This is a genomic window from Arsenicibacter sp. R0_47 (genome assembly GCF_057652235.1).
Map to the genome: position 1 here is coordinate 249,679 of NZ_JBYFCJ010000008.1, position 15,596 is coordinate 265,274.

The window sequence follows — 15,596 nt, forward strand, 5'->3', positions numbered from 1 at the left end:
GCCAGTTAGGGGACTTTCCGTTTTTCATTTGACCATTGCCTTAACCAGGGCTGCATTAGTCATCCGGCAGTTTATTCAGGTACAATTCCCTTGATTTTTTACGGGTATACATTTGTGTTGTATCAAACCGTGCATGCCGCAGATGCTGCTGTACATAGATGCCGTCCACCCCTTTTTCCAGTAAGAGCTGTGCCGCCGTATGCCGTAAGCTATGGGCCGAAATTCCCTGTCGTTTCAAGCCTGACACAGCCAGTGCGGCGTCTACCAGCCGTCTGATTTTACGGGTACTAAGGTCTGGAAATAAAAGCCCTTTACCCTGTTTATCAGTCTGTTGCCTGAGTATATCCTGTACAGCTTCGATACTGTGCCGGAAAAGTTTCACTGCTTCGCGCATATACTTTCCTTTTCCCAGAACATACACAACGCCGGTTTGCATATCCAGATCCTGTACCTGTAGCCGCGTAAGTTCAACAGTCCGTAGACCCGAATAAACCATCAGACTTATCATCGCCTTTGTTGCCGGATCATCACAGTCCGAGAGAAGTTTGTCGCGGTCTTCTACCGATAAGGCATCTTTGTAGACAATCTGTTCCAGACTCAGCGTATTCACTTTTTCAACGGCAGCCAGACCCTCCCGCTGATCATCATCCAGCGGAAACTTCCGGGGATTTTCCAGCACAAAACGCGCCAAAGCCTTAAGGGCAGAAAGCCGGAGATTGATCGTAAAGGCTGAGTAGCGCCGCTGCCGCATCTCTGCCATAAACTGTTCAACGCCAACGGCATCAAACCCAACTAATGTATGCCCGTTCGCCCGCTTCCCTTCCAGCCAGTCAAAAAAGGCATTCAGGGATTTCTGATAGGTAGCTTTGCTTTCATCGCCCCGCAAGCTCCCTGCCTGATAAATAAACTGCAGAACAAGCTCGTTTCCGGCAGGCACTCCTTTCCCCTTCGGAGGATCGGCAATAATGGGCGGGCAACCCCGCTCCTGATAAAACACCAGAAACCGGTTGACCGGACTGATATAGCTTTTACGAACCAGTTCCTTATAGGTCGTTACGCCAAACAGTAAGGGCACATTTTGCTCCAGACAATAATTAACATACCTGGCTGCCAGCACCGGATAGTTTGATGTAGACCTCGATGCCGCCCTTGCTCCGGTAAAGTACCAGTCAGCAAACGCGTGAATGATCTGGGTAACGGTAAAGTGATCACCTCTGGTCGTTATTGTCTGCTTCCGCCGTCCGGATAGTTGTATAGCCATGGCGCAAAAAATCTGATTTATTTGTTCTGTGTTGAATAACGGGCTAATTCAACTAGTAACTACCTTCCAGTTTCAGCTTATCTCCGGTCAGGTAGTTCTGTGTTAAAGATACAACATAAAACTAATTTGTTCAAGTAGCCGGAAATGCTGATTTCCGGATTTAGTTGAACACCAACTATAGCAACTACATTGAAGTCGGGGATCGGTCAACCTGTCGTTAGTAAACTAAACGGCATTGCAACCTTTTACCGGTAACGGGACTCTATCACAAACCATCGACCGGTTGACCAATGAGACGATTACTTTACTTATCGGGTTTATTTCTGTTGCTGAATGCCTGCCATAAAAAAGCAGTCGATCCCACCTTACGGGTGCGGCCGGTTTATCTGGAAATGACAATAACCGGAAGCGGCTATACGCTGACCTGGAAACCAGCCATGATTGTCTGTATAACAGCACCCTGTCCGGACCTGGCTGATGTAGAAGCCGAAACGTATGAAATACAGACGGCCGCCTCTGAAAGAGGGCCTTTTACAACGTACAAGACCGTAGATGCCAGCCAGAAATCAATTTCAATTCCGGCGACAGAGCGGGGGGGGCAACTGATAGCCCGCGTTGTCTCCAGAGCGAAAGGCGCTCCGCCGGCCAATTCAACACCGGTGATGGCGACCAACGGATTTGTCTCTCAGTCAGCTTATTATCCGGGCTTTGGTCTGACAGCCGATGTGGTAGGCGGGGATGTTTCACCAGACGGAACAAAATCAATGTATGTCCGGACCGTTGACAAGGGGAGTGGTCAGTATGAATTCCAGACGTATCTGGCTGAGCTACGGAATGAACAGATTACAGCAACCAAATTAATCACCCGGCAGGGCGGACCCGGCAAATTTTCTCCCGACGGGCAACAACTGGTTTATCCTTCCCGGACTGATAATGCCTATATTCTCTATACCATTGCAACCGGGGAACAGCGGACACTGCCGGTCACCAGTTTAGCCTCAGTGCGCGACATTGCCTGGTCACCCGATGGTAAATGGCTGGCTTACACCACGCAGGCCAATGAAGCATCACGGCTTTGGAAAATCGCAGTTGCAGGGGGAGACGCTATTCCGCTGACCCCTGCCGTGCCCCTGACATCGGTAGACGCCATCCGTCGTTCTGCCATCACCTGGTCGCCGGACGGACAGTTTATTGTACTTTCCCGCTCGCGCAGCGACGAAAACAGTACGTTACGGCGTAACGTTATTACCTACCTGTCAGCTGCCGGCTCCGGAGAGGGCAAGGCTTTCGATATCCAGCCTGGCTGGGTTGACAGTAATCCGCAATTTTCGCCGGATGGCAAAAGTCTGGCTTTTCTGAGCACCCGCACAGCCCCATCCGGTATGGTTTTCAGCCTTTGGGTCCGTGACCTGGCAACCGGCCGTCCACGCCGGATAGAATTATTACCTGGTCTGATTCCTTCCGATGATTTCAGCCCGCGCTGGCTTGGGAATGACCGGCTGCTATTTATGGCAACCCAACAGGGCAAAAAAGGCTTTTTTACGGTTTTTTTATGACCTTGTTCCTTTAGCTTTTACTCTACTTACTCTTCTATTTTTTTCGGCAACAAGCTTCGTTCTGCTGCGGTCAGCATAACACTTTCGGTTACCTGAATTACCTGCACGTCATTTTTAGCCGAAACCAGTAATCCGACCGGAGGGGCTGAAACCTGCGTTGGCTGCTGCCGGTGCAGATTCTCCAGCTGTTGAGGCAGGAAGGCGAGCAGATTTGGCGAACTATCTCTGAACCAAACGCACACAATGCGGCCAAGCAGGTAATTGTAAAAGAGCAGTTCTGGTTTGGGCGTCTCAAATGTATAGCTCAGGCTCAGCTTATTAATCAGTGCCCAGCCGGATTGAGCCAGCAGAATCTGTTTTGTCTTACCGATTTTACTCCGGATATGGTCTGCTTCATTCAGGGCTTTCTTTTTAAGCGTGTCTTTCCGGAACTGATTTTCTTCAAGACCTACCTGATAGTAGTAATTTGACCGAACCAGTTTCTGCAACGTCCGGTAAGACCAGCCCTCATCGGCAGCCGCATTCATATAAAAAGCCCGTTCCTGTTTATTATCAATAGCAATCAGTAGCCGGTAGTGTGTCCAGGTTAGTTCGGTACGTAATCTGTCCTTCAGGTCAAACTCACTTTGGTCACGCGTTGCGTGGGGAATTGGATATTCAACGTAAAATTGCCTGAACCACCAGAGATTGGTGGATTTATATCCTTTACCGAATGTAGCGGTTAACTCTTCTGACAGATTTTCAATGAGTTGAGTTCCGTAATCAGCCCGCTGCTCACCCTGTTGTTCGGTCTCGACAATAATCCGGCCGATGTGCCAGTAAGCTTCAACCCGGGCAAACGACGGATTTGAAACGGCAGCTAATTCTTCAGGAGATACTAACTGCTTCAGATACGCATGCAGTTCTATCATCGACTCCGATGACAACTGCGACTTAATTTCTGACATACAATTTGAACGACTATAGGCCTGAAACAGCCCTTACGGGTCTTGTTCTGCCTTTTTTTTGAAGATAAACGTAAATTTTTACATTTTCAGGCATCGTTCCCGATTAACCCTACGTATTCTTCAGTAAACCAGGCAAAACTCCCGTGTTATTCCGCCGTTCCAAAAGTTTTAATCTTCAGGAAGTAATTAATGGGTGCCGAAAAGGGAAATCTTCGGCGCAGAAGATGCTTTTTGAGGCGTACTACAGTGTAGGGGTAAATATTTGTTTACGATATGCGGGTTCCCGTGAAGAAGCAGAGGAAATGTTTGACGACGGTTTTCTTAAAGTCCTGACAAAAATTGTCTACTACGATCCCGAGCAGTCGTTCGATGCGTGGTTTAAAACAATTCTGGTCCGTACGGCCATCGACCAGTACCGCAAGCACAAAAATGAACCGGCATTTATGGATGTGGAAGACGCCTGGCACCTCGATACGCAGGAGCATATCCTGAGTACTATTTCAGCGAATGAAATCCTGGAGCTGGTGCAGCAGTTACCGGCCTCCTACCGTACGGTTTTTTCATTGCATGTGGTTGATGGCTACTCCCACCCTGAGATTGCGGAGATGCTTGGGATTCAGGAAGGAACGTCCCGTTCTAATCTGGTAAAGGCCCGTTTGAAATTGCAGGAACTTTTACGTGAATGGAATCACCGGTATTCCATAAACCGGCGTAACAATTATGTCTAACGAACGATTTGATAAATTTCTTAAAAAAAACCTGGAGTCTGTCCGGCCGGCTTACAATGCAGGGGCCTGGACGCGGTTTCAGAAAAGGCTTCCCGTTTCGCCGCTCGCAGCCTGGCTGCTGAACTACGGCGGCTGGGTCGTCAGCTCGGTTTTATTGTCCGGCTGGCTGGTAACGTTTTATCTGTACTGGAAACAGCAGGAAACCATTGAAACTGTTCAACATCAAATCAATACGCTTATTGAGGACAACGCTTTACGTTCACAAAAACTACAGAAAACGACACAGGTTCAGCCGGCGGCCGCTGAGCAGCGCCGTCGGGTTGATACGGTTTATATCATCCGTAAAACAATAATCGAACACCGCAACGAAGCCTACGTATCGGCAGAACCGGCCCCTGTCCCGTCCGTACGTGGCATCGACTCCGCCGATACTCAACGCGCCGCACCCGTTACCGGCACGCCGGACGGTGAACTGGTAACGCAAAACGTCCCCGCCACTGCCATTACCCGGAAGGCGCAGAAACCGGCTGCCGGCATACGGCAAAAAACACAACCGCTAAAGCAGGGTTTGCCAGATAAACAGCTAACTGCCAACGAAGCTGGCACGGACCGCTCAGTTTCCGCAGACTCAATTGCTGCTCCGCAACCGGCTACGGCTGCCCCCGCCTTACCTGAAACTACTGACAGTACGGCGGTTATTGCTGCCACACAACAACCACAGGCACCGGAAATTAATCCGGCGGCTAAGCTGCCGCCTGTTACCAGTGCTAAAAACCAGCCGGCCAATCCGGCATCCAGCAAACCGCAGTTTTCGGTCCGGCAGCTGGCACCCCGTATCGGTATTCAGGCGCTTGGCAGCATGACCGGCTTCGGCGCCGGTTTTGTGTTTGATTTTCAGGTAACAGACAAAATCAACCTATCGCTCGGTTTACAGGCCCAGCACATGCATACCGAAAAACACAATGAATTAGAGGACTATAATTCGGCAACCGGGCAGGAGTTTACCGACATTTACAAAAACTACATACCGGCCAAATTTGATCACATCAGCGAAATTTCGATCAGTGAAACCTTTCTTACGTTACCTGTTAACCTTACCTATTACATTCCTATCAGGAAGCCGTGGTCAGCGTATGTTAATACCGGTACCCAGCTGAATCTCTCCGGCTTTCAGGAGGTCTTCTACGAATCGTTTTCCGGCAACCGTGAAAGTCACCGCTCTTTTGAGTTCAGGACAGCACCGGCTTTATTTTCAAATTTTGTTTTGGGCAGCGGGGTCCAGTGGCAGCGGAAAAACATTGCCGTTCAGGTCGGACCATACGTCAAATATGTCTTCCGCCGTGATCTGACATCAACCATAAAATCATCTGCGGGCGTTAATGCATTGGTATTTCTGAACCTGTTCAAGTAATTTTCCGGGGCATTAACTGCCATTTTACATTTGTATCACTGACAAATTGCAGTTATCTTTACTAAAACAGGTAACAGCATGGCAGCAACAACCCAACATAGCAACAGCAGGCGAACCGGAAAACAACCGGAAAGTACCCCTTATACCCCGAAATGGGCTTCGGGCTTCAGCATTATCGAAGCTTCGCGGCAGGGAGTGCAGTCCCGACAGGCTGATCAGCTGGCGCAGCTGCTCAACCTGTCATATAAAGAACTGGCCGCGATCCTGCAGGTTGCCGAACGAACGTTACACCGGTTCCGGAATGACGGCCGCCTCGATGCACAGTCGTCGGAACGGCTGCTGCTGCTATCGAATCTGGCGGCACACGGGCTTATGGTTTTTGACGGCCGTGCCGATGCACTGGCGAACTGGCTGCGTTACCCGCTGAAAGAACTTAAGGATCAGTCGCCGCTTCAGTTGCTGAGTACAATCAGCGGCTTTAGCTTAGCCGATGACGTGCTTACCCGCATCGAATACGGCGTCTACGTCTAGCCTATGCTTGTTTACCGACTGTATAAAAGTACCTATATCGCCGATCCGTTGTCGGCCGAGGGCGCCCGGCGCGCCGGTGGCCGCTGGAATCCGAAAGGCTACCCGGTCCTGTACACCTCGACTACGCCCGAACTGGCCCTGCTCGAAATCATCGCCCACTTACATCCGGCCTATATCCCTTCCTTTCACTTACTGGTGCTGGAAATTCCGGACGTGGTCAGAACTGTTCGGCCCGACGACCTGCCTCCTGACTGGGAGCAGGATAACCAGTACGAAACATTGCAGACTTACCTAATTGACTGGCTTCGGTCTCCCGGCATTTTAGCGGTTTCGGTGCCATCGGCCATCGTAACCCGTTCGGCCAATGTCCTGCTGCATACCCTCCATCCGGACTTTCACGATCTGGTACGCATTGTCGAGAATGAACCATTCCGGATCGATACAAGGCTGGTTGCCCACTAACCGAAAAGCACAGGATGTTTGCGGTTCTGCCAACTCGTTACCGGATAGCTACAGAAAACAGAAAAAGATTTTCGGACACGGGCAGCGCCGGCATTTGTTTTTCCGTACTGTACTATATAACCAATCTTATCTCATGAAACCGAACACACTGGAAGAAACTCAAAGCCGCCACCAGTTTTTGAAGGATCTGGGCTTACGCGGGTCGGCACTTCTGGCCGTCTATTGCCTTGGTAACTCCATGACAAGCTGCAAAAGTGAAGGAGTTACCCCCGCCCCGCTGACAAACTCGATTACAGTTGATCTGACCAGTACAGCGAATGCCGCCCTCAAAACTGTTGGTGGCTACATTGTTACCAGCAATGTAGTGGTTGCCAATACCACACAGGGCTACGTTGCCGTTACCGTGGTATGCAGTCATGAGGGCCAGAAAAAAGTCCAGCTGCGAAATAATGAATTCTATTGCACTGAACACGGCGCCCGGTACGACTTAAGCGGAAAGGGTTTGAATTCAGAAGGCAAAAACGGATTGACTGTTTATAAAATCTCGCAATCAGGCAACATCCTCACGATCTCATAAGCTCTTTTATCCCCTACTAACTTGTACAGGTCTTTATCAGTCTGCTGGTAAGGACTTTTTTTATGGGCAGAACAACCCTTTACCAGTCTCAGAAGCCGTTTTCCGGTGGCCAGTTAGTACTTTTACGCAAACAGCCATCAGAAAGCGGGCGTATCCGGCACGACGTTATCCATGATACAAGAACCAACCCGACAACTGCTGGTTGTCGAAGATGAACCCAAGGTCGCTACATTTATAAAAAAAGGCTTGCAGACACAGGCCTATCTGGTTGATGTGGCACTGACGGGCGCTGACGGTAAAACCCTTTTCGACAGCAAACCGTATGACCTTGTGATTATGGACGTGAACCTGCCGGATATGAGCGGACTTGAGCTGACCGAGTACATACGTACGCAGAATAAACAGATTCCGGTACTGATGCTCACGGCACTCGACACCACGGCCGACAAACTGCTGGGCTTCGATGCCGGAGCTGACGACTACCTTGCCAAACCGTTTGATTTTCTTGAACTGATTGCCCGCATCAAATCCCTGCTGCGGCGCTCCGGTCCCCGCGAAGAGCAAAGTAATGTACTGCGTGTGGCCGACCTGGAACTGAATATTGACGAGCGTGTAGCCAAACGCCACGGACAGACCATTGACCTGACCGCCCGCGAATATGCGCTGCTGGAATACCTCATGCGTAACGCTGGTCGCGTGGTGTCACGGGTCGATATTGCCGAACAGGTATGGGATGTCGGCTTCGACACCGGTACTAACGTCATCGACGTTTATATCAGCTACTTACGGGCAAAAATTGATAAAGACTCCCCGAAAAAGCTCATTCATACGCTGATCGGCATGGGGTATGTACTGAAAGAAAAATGAGCCTCCGAAATCAGCTGGCCTTACTGTTTACGGCCATTGTATCCGTTTTACTGGGCCTCTCCTGCCTGGTACTCTACTGGGTAGCAGAAAAGTACCGTGGCCGCGAGTTCGAAAACCGGCTGAAGGCCGAAGCCACTTCGGCGGGCCATTTTCTGGTAGGCCCGAAACGGATCGGTCCGGCCCTGTATAAGCTGATGGATCAGAATCAGCTCACGGTCTTACCACGGGAGGAACTGGTCATCTACGATCCGGCCGACAAACTGGTGTATGAAAGCGGCAACGACTACCTCGCCATTTCGGCTCAGACACTGGCACTGGTCAGACAGCTGAATGTGTATCATTTCGAACAGGATGAACGCGAAATCGTCGGGGTCGTGTTTAGGGAGGATAAGGTTCCGTACGTGATTTTTGCCTCGGGGGTGGATGTATACGGACTGCGAATGACCAGAAATCTGGCTCAGATCCTGTTCAGCGGCTGGATACTGATGACGGGTATTATGCTCGTGGCAGGTCGTTTCTATGCCGGCCGCATGCTCCGGCCTATTTCCGATATTAACCAGCGCATTGACCGGATCACCGCCTCAAACCTTTCCCAGCGCCTGCCCGTCGGCGAGAAAAACGACGAAATAACGCAGCTGGGTCAACGGTTTAACCGCATGCTCAACCGGCTTGAAGATGCCTTCCGGCTTCAGCGGACGTTTGTATCAAACGCCTCCCACGAACTCCGGACGCCGCTGACGGCCATTACCGGACAGCTGGAAGTATCATTACTGGCCGATGACGATCCGGAAGAACTCCGTGCTACCCTCCGGTCCGTACTAGATGATGTACGGGGGCTTAACCGGATGGTAAACGGGCTGCTGGCGCTGGCCAGTGCCAACATGGATGCCTCATCGGTACCGATGGGAATGGTCCATCTCAATACGCTGCTCGATCAGGTCATTACCGAGATGAAACGCCTCTATCCGCAGTATACCATTGATCTCACGACACAGACCAGCGGTCCCGGAAACATTTCATGGCAGCTGATCGGTAACGAAGCCTTGTTAAAATCTGCCATTTTCAATCTGATTGAAAACAGCTGCAAGTTTTCCCCCGCACAAACGGCCAATGTACAGTTAACCGGTTCGGCCGGCGAACTACAGCTTGCTGTTCATAATACGGGACCAGCAATTCCGCCGGATCAGCAGGAGGTCATTTTTATACCGTTTCAACGTGCCAGAAACGCATCGGGAAAACAGGGATTCGGCATCGGGCTGCCGCTGACGAAACGGATTGTGGAACTCCATAAAGGGCAGTTAGCCCTGACCTCAACGGCCGAAGCCGGAACAACCTTTACGATCCGGATTACTTCCTGAGCAGGTTTGAGCCCTGAAAACCGACATATATAAGCAGAATTTTTCAGTTTTCTGCATTTCTAATCCCGCTCTAATGTCACGCTAACACGAGCCTAACACCGGTGTATGATCTTTGTATTGTTAACCAAGAGCAGTTCTTACTGAACGCAACATGAACCGGTTAACCATAGAAAACGATCATACGTCATGAAAACATACATCAATATTATTGCGCTTATCGGTTTAACGGCAGGTACTGTCTTTGCACAGGATTCTGACAAGTTAAAGAAAGACGTAACCTACTCGACGCACAATTATAAGCACGCCAATAAAGCAGCCACGGCCCGTCAGTGGGAGCAGAAAAAAAGTGTTACAGTTACTGCACCGGCCCTGAACCAGAATCAGGTGGCCAATTACAAGCAGCCGGTACCAGGTGCCGCACCGGTGGGAGGTGTATCAGTAAACCATACGCCACAGGTAACGCTGGCCGAGCGGAATTACAAAATCCAGCGCGGTAACAGCAATCCGCAGACGGCTCAGCCAACAGGCGATGCGGTAGCGCAGACTGAAAAAGAAAACTAAGCCAGCCGGCTGATCGATATACAGTTTTATACTGTTAGGGGTTCTTTCGTCCCCGGATGCCAGTGATCCGGGGACGTTCCCCGTCCAATAGTATAAAAAAAGCACAACCCCGATAAGGTTGTGCTTTTTTTATGAAATTATCTCTGCCAGCGGTCCGCTAATTTCCGCCGCCGCCAGCTTCTCCACGGGCAGCATTGCCCTGTAATACACGCCGCAGAAACTTCCGGGACTGTGCCCCGGACTGATCTGCCGGGGCTGCTGTAGCCGGCGCATTTAGTGCACTCACAGGTTGGGCAAGTTTTTCGGGTACATACCAAAACGGAATACTGACCAGTTCTTCCGATTCCTGTGGCTTCGGTGGTACAATAGTGATCCGGAGCAGGTTATAGCCGATGCGGAGATTCCCCGGCACCAGTATCGTTTGCCAGCCTTTCTGTTCCAGCGGACCGGCATGGGTGAATATAAGTCCCGGCTGCGCCATTACCGAGTCATTGACCGCAATCTGTACCAGTTTATTTACCTGCTGACTGCTCCAGACACCGTATTGCTGCCGCAAGGCCGGTCCCCGAAGTGAATCCGGCCATTTAGGCTCAACCGCAATCCGGTTAAACAGGGTATCCAGCGCTTTCGGGTATGCAATAAAAAGCTTTAAAAACGGCTCCCGGATGACATCCGCCTGTATGGTCGCCGCATCAACATAACTGTCCGCAGACCGCTGGTTGTCATAGTTCGCAGGGTTGATATACAGGCTGTCGACGCGGGCGGTAAAGAGATGCCGTCTGTTCAGGATTGAGATCCGGTTTTCTCCCTGCAACTGATCATGTGCAAACTCAACCATAAAAATAACCATGAATATCATGTAAAAAGTCAGATAGACACGGGTGAGTCTCTGTTTAGGAATGTTACTCAGGAACGTATTCAAAATGTAGGACATCGGCCGGTACGCACCCATGTAAACAATCTGCAGCATCTTCGTAAGCCGGTAATGCAAGTAGTTTGCCCGTGGATTGTCACGAAATCGTTTGATCGATAAAAGCGGAATGAGCAGCGAACCGCCAAAGAAGAACACATTAATCGAGGTGTTTAAAATAAGCCAGGCGATTCCGGGAATATTCGGTTTAACAAACACGTACAGACCGAGGGCCAGTATGTACATGATAGCAACCACAAAGGCAATTATTGCTGCCTGGAAGGCCAGTGCAAACAAGACATTACTCCGTTTGTCGAGCCAGAGAATATACCGGTCAAGAGGGCCGAGTTCCTCCGCAAGCCGTTTCTGCGTGTAGCCGGTTGACATCGGCAGGCGGTCATACTGAATTCCTTCCGGAAAGACAGCTTGTAAGCCGACCAGTCCCACCCAGAAGGCCCGCAGGATGAAGTTACCCAGAAAGGCCATGAACAACATATAGCTCGCCGCCTTGAACAGACTGTAGGCCATGGCGGGCAGCCTGCCGGAAAAATCAGGACTGTTATTCAGGAAGTTGTACTGGATATACGAAAAGATGGAGTCGAGCAGGTCGGGCCACTGGATGATGGCAAACATGGCTACACCCGAAATGGCCAGTTCAAGGTTCCAGCTCTGATTAGTAAGTTCGCGCAGTTTGGCCTGTTCGTCGGGGGTAAGGGATGATGTTGAGGGAGGCGTTTCGGTGTTCATTGTTTGGGCTAAGTCAGGTGCAAAAACCGGGAACGTCAGCCCTGGCAGGCACAAAACCCGCCGGATTACCGCCGAACCCGCTTTATACAAAGCCCAAGATACTGCCTTTTGCTTACCCGTCAAAAAGGAACTGCCACATTTACGTTACACTTCATTACGTTAAAAAAGCCTTTCACACTACTGCACCGGCGCCGGGAAACTTCAATGAATGTGCCGTTACACAACTGGAGCCAGGTCTTACCGGACCTGCCGGGAACCGTATGCAGCATCGACACATGCGCGGGATTTACCATTGCCTTTTTGCTGATCCGGATAAACTGCCCCAATTCTCGCTCGTACTTTTTTAATGTATAGGCACTTAACCGGACCGGCTGGTCAATCAGATAGATACGGGTATAATTCCAGTCGCCCTCCAGCCAGACGATTCTTGAAATGTCGATTGTCTCACAATCGCATCGGATTTGGAGATTAGGATTCATAAGTTAGCCAACAGATTTTCTGGTTCAACAAATTGGCATGGATATAGCGGACGGGATTATATCATTGGTTGGCTTGTTCCGTATATCGCTCTACTTTCTTCTCCAGTTCAATGATGTACAATGTCAATTCTTCAATTTTTTCCAATAGCTTAGTCTGAAGGGTTGCCGCATCAATGCCGTTTTCCGAAACATCTTTTGCGGAAGGAATACCAGGCAGGTGCCTGTGTTTTTGAATATAGGCGTTCACGTCTTTAAGTGGTCGTAATGCATAGTCGGGATCAAATACATGATCAGCCCATTCAGCCGGGTGGGCAGGCCGGATATGATACCTCGCCAGCGTTGTTTCACCGGCAGCATTCACAGTCAGGAATAAATCCGTATTTCCGTTTAACAAGCCAGGGTTAGTAAGATGGCTGAATTTTATGACACCGTTGTTACGCAGGTTAATTGTTCCGCGAACATCAAGAGGAAATTTCGGAGCGGTCAGGCCGATACCAACTTTAGTATTGGCGGTTGTATCGCCCAGCACAATGGCATTACTGGCGGCAACCAATGCTTTGGCTCCAATCGCCGTGGCGTTTGTTAAGGTATTACTCATCACATCAGCTGATGCGCCTACAATGGTATTCCGGCTTCCGGAGGTATTGGCATCACCTGCCTGATAGCCCAGATACACATTATAACCACCTGTAGTAGTAGCAGCTCCGGAGCCGGACCCAAGAAATGCATTGAAACCACCGGAAGCAATAGCATAACCCGACCGGAAGCCCAGAAATGTATTATCCTGATTTAAGGCACCTGCTACACTGCCATAACCTGCTTTTGACCCCATAAGGGTATTATTTGCACCATCCAGGTTATAGCCTGACTGGTAGCCATAAAAGGCATTTTCATAATTTGTACTCGCACGATAGCCCGACTGGTAGCCATAAAACGAATTATTATTCCCTGAAATATTGTTTGTACCGGATTGAAAACCAAAAAACGAATTTCCTCCGGTTGTATTCCGAAAACCGGATTTACTGCCAACAAACGTATTTCCTACACTACAACAGGCCGAATAACCCGCAGAGTCTCCAACCATTACATTCTGATCTCCGGTCTGATTTAAAAAGCCGGCTTTGATGCCGATCATTACATTGCTATACCCGGTCGTGTTATTGCGTCCGCTCAAAGTACCCAGAAACGTATTGGCGTTTCCGGTTGTATTAAGGCTTCCGCTCCAATAACCAAGCATAGTATTATCGGAGCCAGTTGATGTAACCGTACCCGCTTCGCTGCCTACCATTACATTACGATTTCCCTGGTTTAGCGCCTGGCCGGACTTATATCCGATCAGAATATTATAACCAGCTGAATTTAAGTTCGATCCGGAGTAGTATCCGATTATTGTATTGTAAACACCGAAGCGGGCATTATTGCCGGCCTGGCCGCCAATCAATGTGTTAAACTGTCCGAGCGTACTATTGGAACCCGCACCAATACCAAATACGGCATTGTAAGTACCGGGATCAAGTTGTGTTGGTCCGGTAATGCTCAGATTAAACTGAGCGCTGACAGGTGATGCAGCCAGTTTAAGAATACCAAACCCAAGCAGGCAACACTTCAAACGATTCCGCTTATTTTTCATAAAAGCTGTATTCTACTTATATTGATTTAATCAACGACGCCAAAACTGACTTTGCCTTTATAGGTGAGGTAACGGGGAGCACCTATAATAAAGCTACCATCGGATATACTGACGGCGCTGCCATTTTGTGTATATTCAGGGGAGTTGTCGGTGTAGGAGCGTACTTGATCCCAATTCGTTCCGGAACGTTTAAACAAATAAGCGGCACCCTGATCCGTAAAGCAACATGCATCGACACCCGATGCGCCTACGATGGCATAATCACCCGAAATAGAAACACTGATCCCAAACTTATCGCCATGTTTTGGGGTATTACTCCGAAGAAAAGCCTGTCTTGCCCAGGTGCTTCCTGACCTGAAAAAAATACTTACTGCACCAACCCTTTCTCCTTCATTAACGAAGCTGTCAGGGGCACCCACTATCGCATAATCACCCGAAATAGATACACTGCTACCGAAATGATCACCTTCTACTAAACCTGTAAATCTGTTAACCTCAACCCAGGAACTACCCGAAACAGCAAATTCATAAGCTGCCCCACGGCCAATAAACGTTGTTGCGGTTTCATTTTCCAACGGCGCGCCAACAAGTACATAATTACCTGAAATAGCCACGCTCTGTCCAAATTCGCTGCGTAACGCCCTTGACCGGTTGCTTGCAAGCCCTTTTGCCCGCTGCGCCCATGACGTTCCTGAACCAGTAAACACATAAGCCGCCCCTTCCCAGTTTCCGCTTCCATTGGTATGGTGCGGGGCTCCCACGATAATCTGGTTGTCGTAAACGGCTACGCTGGCCCCGAAATCATCAAAAAACTCTCCGTCGGTCGGTTTCAAAGTCGCTGATAGTGACCAGTTCCCGCGGAATAGTGTGTAGACATAAGCGGCCCCCTGACTTCCTTCGGCCACTCCGGAAATTAACAGGGAGCGATTGCCGACCACTATATAACTGGCAGAAATTGCCACGCTATACCCAAAATGATCCCCTGGTTTGGACGCCGGACTTTCGAGTTGTTGTTTTTCAACCCATGCACCACCAATACGCTGATAAACATATACTTTACCTTTATTATTTTTATTGGGAGACGCCACCACAGCATAATTTCCTGAAATAGCTACGCTGGCTCCGAACGAGTCGTATCTATCACCATCGCTGGCAAAGCGATCAATCAACGATAGTTTTTCATTGGTACTGGTTGTCAATGGCAGCCAATACTGGCCATCATACAAATAGAGAGTGCCCCGGTCCAGATCATAAACCAGTAACCCTACCGCAGGAGAGGTAATGGCTTTACGCTGGGACGAGGTTAACCGTGGTATCAAGAAACCCTGGTTATTGCCGGGGCTTTTGAGGTCCAGAACAGCCGATGCATCGGGTCTGCCCCCCATACCAACCTGAGAAAAGCTGGTTCCGTATACACCCAGCATTAGCGTACTTACACCAAGTACGAAGCGAACTAAACAGCTCATATAGATTGAATTAAGTGGTGAATAGTAGATAGGGTAGTTGCCAACATTCCGGGGAAATGTTTCATCAAAGAGAGTCAAGAGTCTAATAATCAGTTTTTTGATTGG

Annotated in this window: 15 protein-coding genes; 9 read left to right on the forward strand and 6 right to left on the reverse strand. The window is 49.6% G+C overall.

The window, feature by feature from the left end; translation table 11 throughout:
* Positions 1–55 precede the first annotated feature (55 nt).
* Positions 56–1,261: a tyrosine-type recombinase/integrase gene (locus AC23NW_RS16700; RefSeq protein WP_487450773.1), complete on the reverse strand. Its 1,206-nt coding sequence runs from the start codon at positions 1,259–1,261 to the stop codon at positions 56–58.
* Positions 1,262–1,551: 290 nt separating this feature from the next.
* Between AC23NW_RS16700 and AC23NW_RS16705 the strand changes: the two genes are divergently transcribed.
* Positions 1,552–2,817, forward strand: coding sequence for a TolB-like translocation protein (locus AC23NW_RS16705; protein ID WP_487450774.1), 1,266 nt, complete (start codon positions 1,552–1,554; stop codon positions 2,815–2,817).
* A 26-nt stretch (positions 2,818–2,843) separates the two neighbouring features.
* On the opposite strand, the gene AC23NW_RS16710 is transcribed toward AC23NW_RS16705, so the two are convergent.
* Entirely contained in the window at positions 2,844–3,764 is a 921-nt protein-coding gene (locus AC23NW_RS16710) for a DUF1016 N-terminal domain-containing protein (protein ID WP_487450775.1), read from the reverse strand.
* A gap of 224 nt (positions 3,765–3,988) precedes the next feature.
* Here AC23NW_RS16710 and AC23NW_RS16715 point away from each other — a divergent pair, with 224 nt between their 5' ends.
* The 8 genes from AC23NW_RS16715 (at position 3,989) to AC23NW_RS16750 (ending at position 10,259) form a co-directional block, all read left to right on the forward strand.
* Positions 3,989–4,492: an RNA polymerase sigma factor gene (locus AC23NW_RS16715; RefSeq protein WP_487450776.1), complete on the forward strand. Its 504-nt coding sequence runs from the start codon at positions 3,989–3,991 to the stop codon at positions 4,490–4,492.
* Positions 4,485–5,903: a DUF5585 domain-containing protein gene (locus tag AC23NW_RS16720; RefSeq protein ID WP_487450777.1), complete on the forward strand. Its 1,419-nt coding sequence runs from the start codon at positions 4,485–4,487 to the stop codon at positions 5,901–5,903. The genes AC23NW_RS16715 and AC23NW_RS16720 overlap by 8 nt, the downstream gene beginning before the upstream one ends.
* Positions 5,904–5,981: 78 nt before the next feature.
* Positions 5,982–6,434, forward strand: a complete 453-nt coding sequence (parS, locus tag AC23NW_RS16725) for a type II RES/Xre toxin-antitoxin system antitoxin (protein WP_293842059.1) — start codon at positions 5,982–5,984, stop codon at positions 6,432–6,434.
* A 3-nt stretch (positions 6,435–6,437) separates the two neighbouring features.
* Positions 6,438–6,896: an RES family NAD+ phosphorylase gene (locus tag AC23NW_RS16730; RefSeq protein ID WP_487450778.1), complete on the forward strand. Its 459-nt coding sequence runs from the start codon at positions 6,438–6,440 to the stop codon at positions 6,894–6,896.
* Between the two features lie 133 nt (positions 6,897–7,029).
* Positions 7,030–7,473, forward strand: coding sequence for a Rieske (2Fe-2S) protein (locus tag AC23NW_RS16735; RefSeq protein ID WP_487450779.1), 444 nt, complete (start codon positions 7,030–7,032; stop codon positions 7,471–7,473).
* 171 nt (positions 7,474–7,644) lie between these two features.
* A complete protein-coding gene (locus AC23NW_RS16740) occupies positions 7,645–8,340 on the forward strand; it encodes a response regulator (protein WP_487450780.1) in 696 nt (231 codons plus the stop codon).
* Positions 8,337–9,698, forward strand: a complete 1,362-nt coding sequence (locus tag AC23NW_RS16745) for a sensor histidine kinase (protein WP_487450781.1) — start codon at positions 8,337–8,339, stop codon at positions 9,696–9,698. Before AC23NW_RS16740 ends, AC23NW_RS16745 begins: the two co-directional genes overlap by 4 nt.
* Positions 9,699–9,884: 186 nt before the next feature.
* Complete coding sequence (locus tag AC23NW_RS16750; protein ID WP_293842046.1) at positions 9,885–10,259, forward strand: hypothetical protein; 375 nt, start codon at positions 9,885–9,887, stop codon at positions 10,257–10,259.
* A gap of 157 nt (positions 10,260–10,416) precedes the next feature.
* Here AC23NW_RS16750 and AC23NW_RS16755 read toward each other — a convergent pair whose 3' ends face one another.
* From AC23NW_RS16755 to AC23NW_RS16770, 4 genes are all read right to left on the reverse strand, one after another.
* Complete coding sequence (locus tag AC23NW_RS16755; RefSeq protein WP_487450782.1) at positions 10,417–11,916, reverse strand: hypothetical protein; 1,500 nt, start codon at positions 11,914–11,916, stop codon at positions 10,417–10,419.
* A 119-nt stretch (positions 11,917–12,035) separates the two neighbouring features.
* The gene (locus AC23NW_RS16760) at positions 12,036–12,395 is read right to left on the reverse strand and encodes a LytR/AlgR family response regulator transcription factor (RefSeq protein ID WP_487450783.1); all 360 of its coding nucleotides are present in this window, start codon (positions 12,393–12,395) and stop codon (positions 12,036–12,038) included.
* 61 nt (positions 12,396–12,456) lie between these two features.
* A complete protein-coding gene (locus tag AC23NW_RS16765) occupies positions 12,457–14,025 on the reverse strand; it encodes an autotransporter outer membrane beta-barrel domain-containing protein (protein ID WP_487450784.1) in 1,569 nt (522 codons plus the stop codon).
* 26 nt (positions 14,026–14,051) lie between these two features.
* On the reverse strand, positions 14,052–15,596 hold a 1,545-nt coding region (locus AC23NW_RS16770; protein WP_487450785.1), incomplete at its 5' end, for an FG-GAP repeat protein.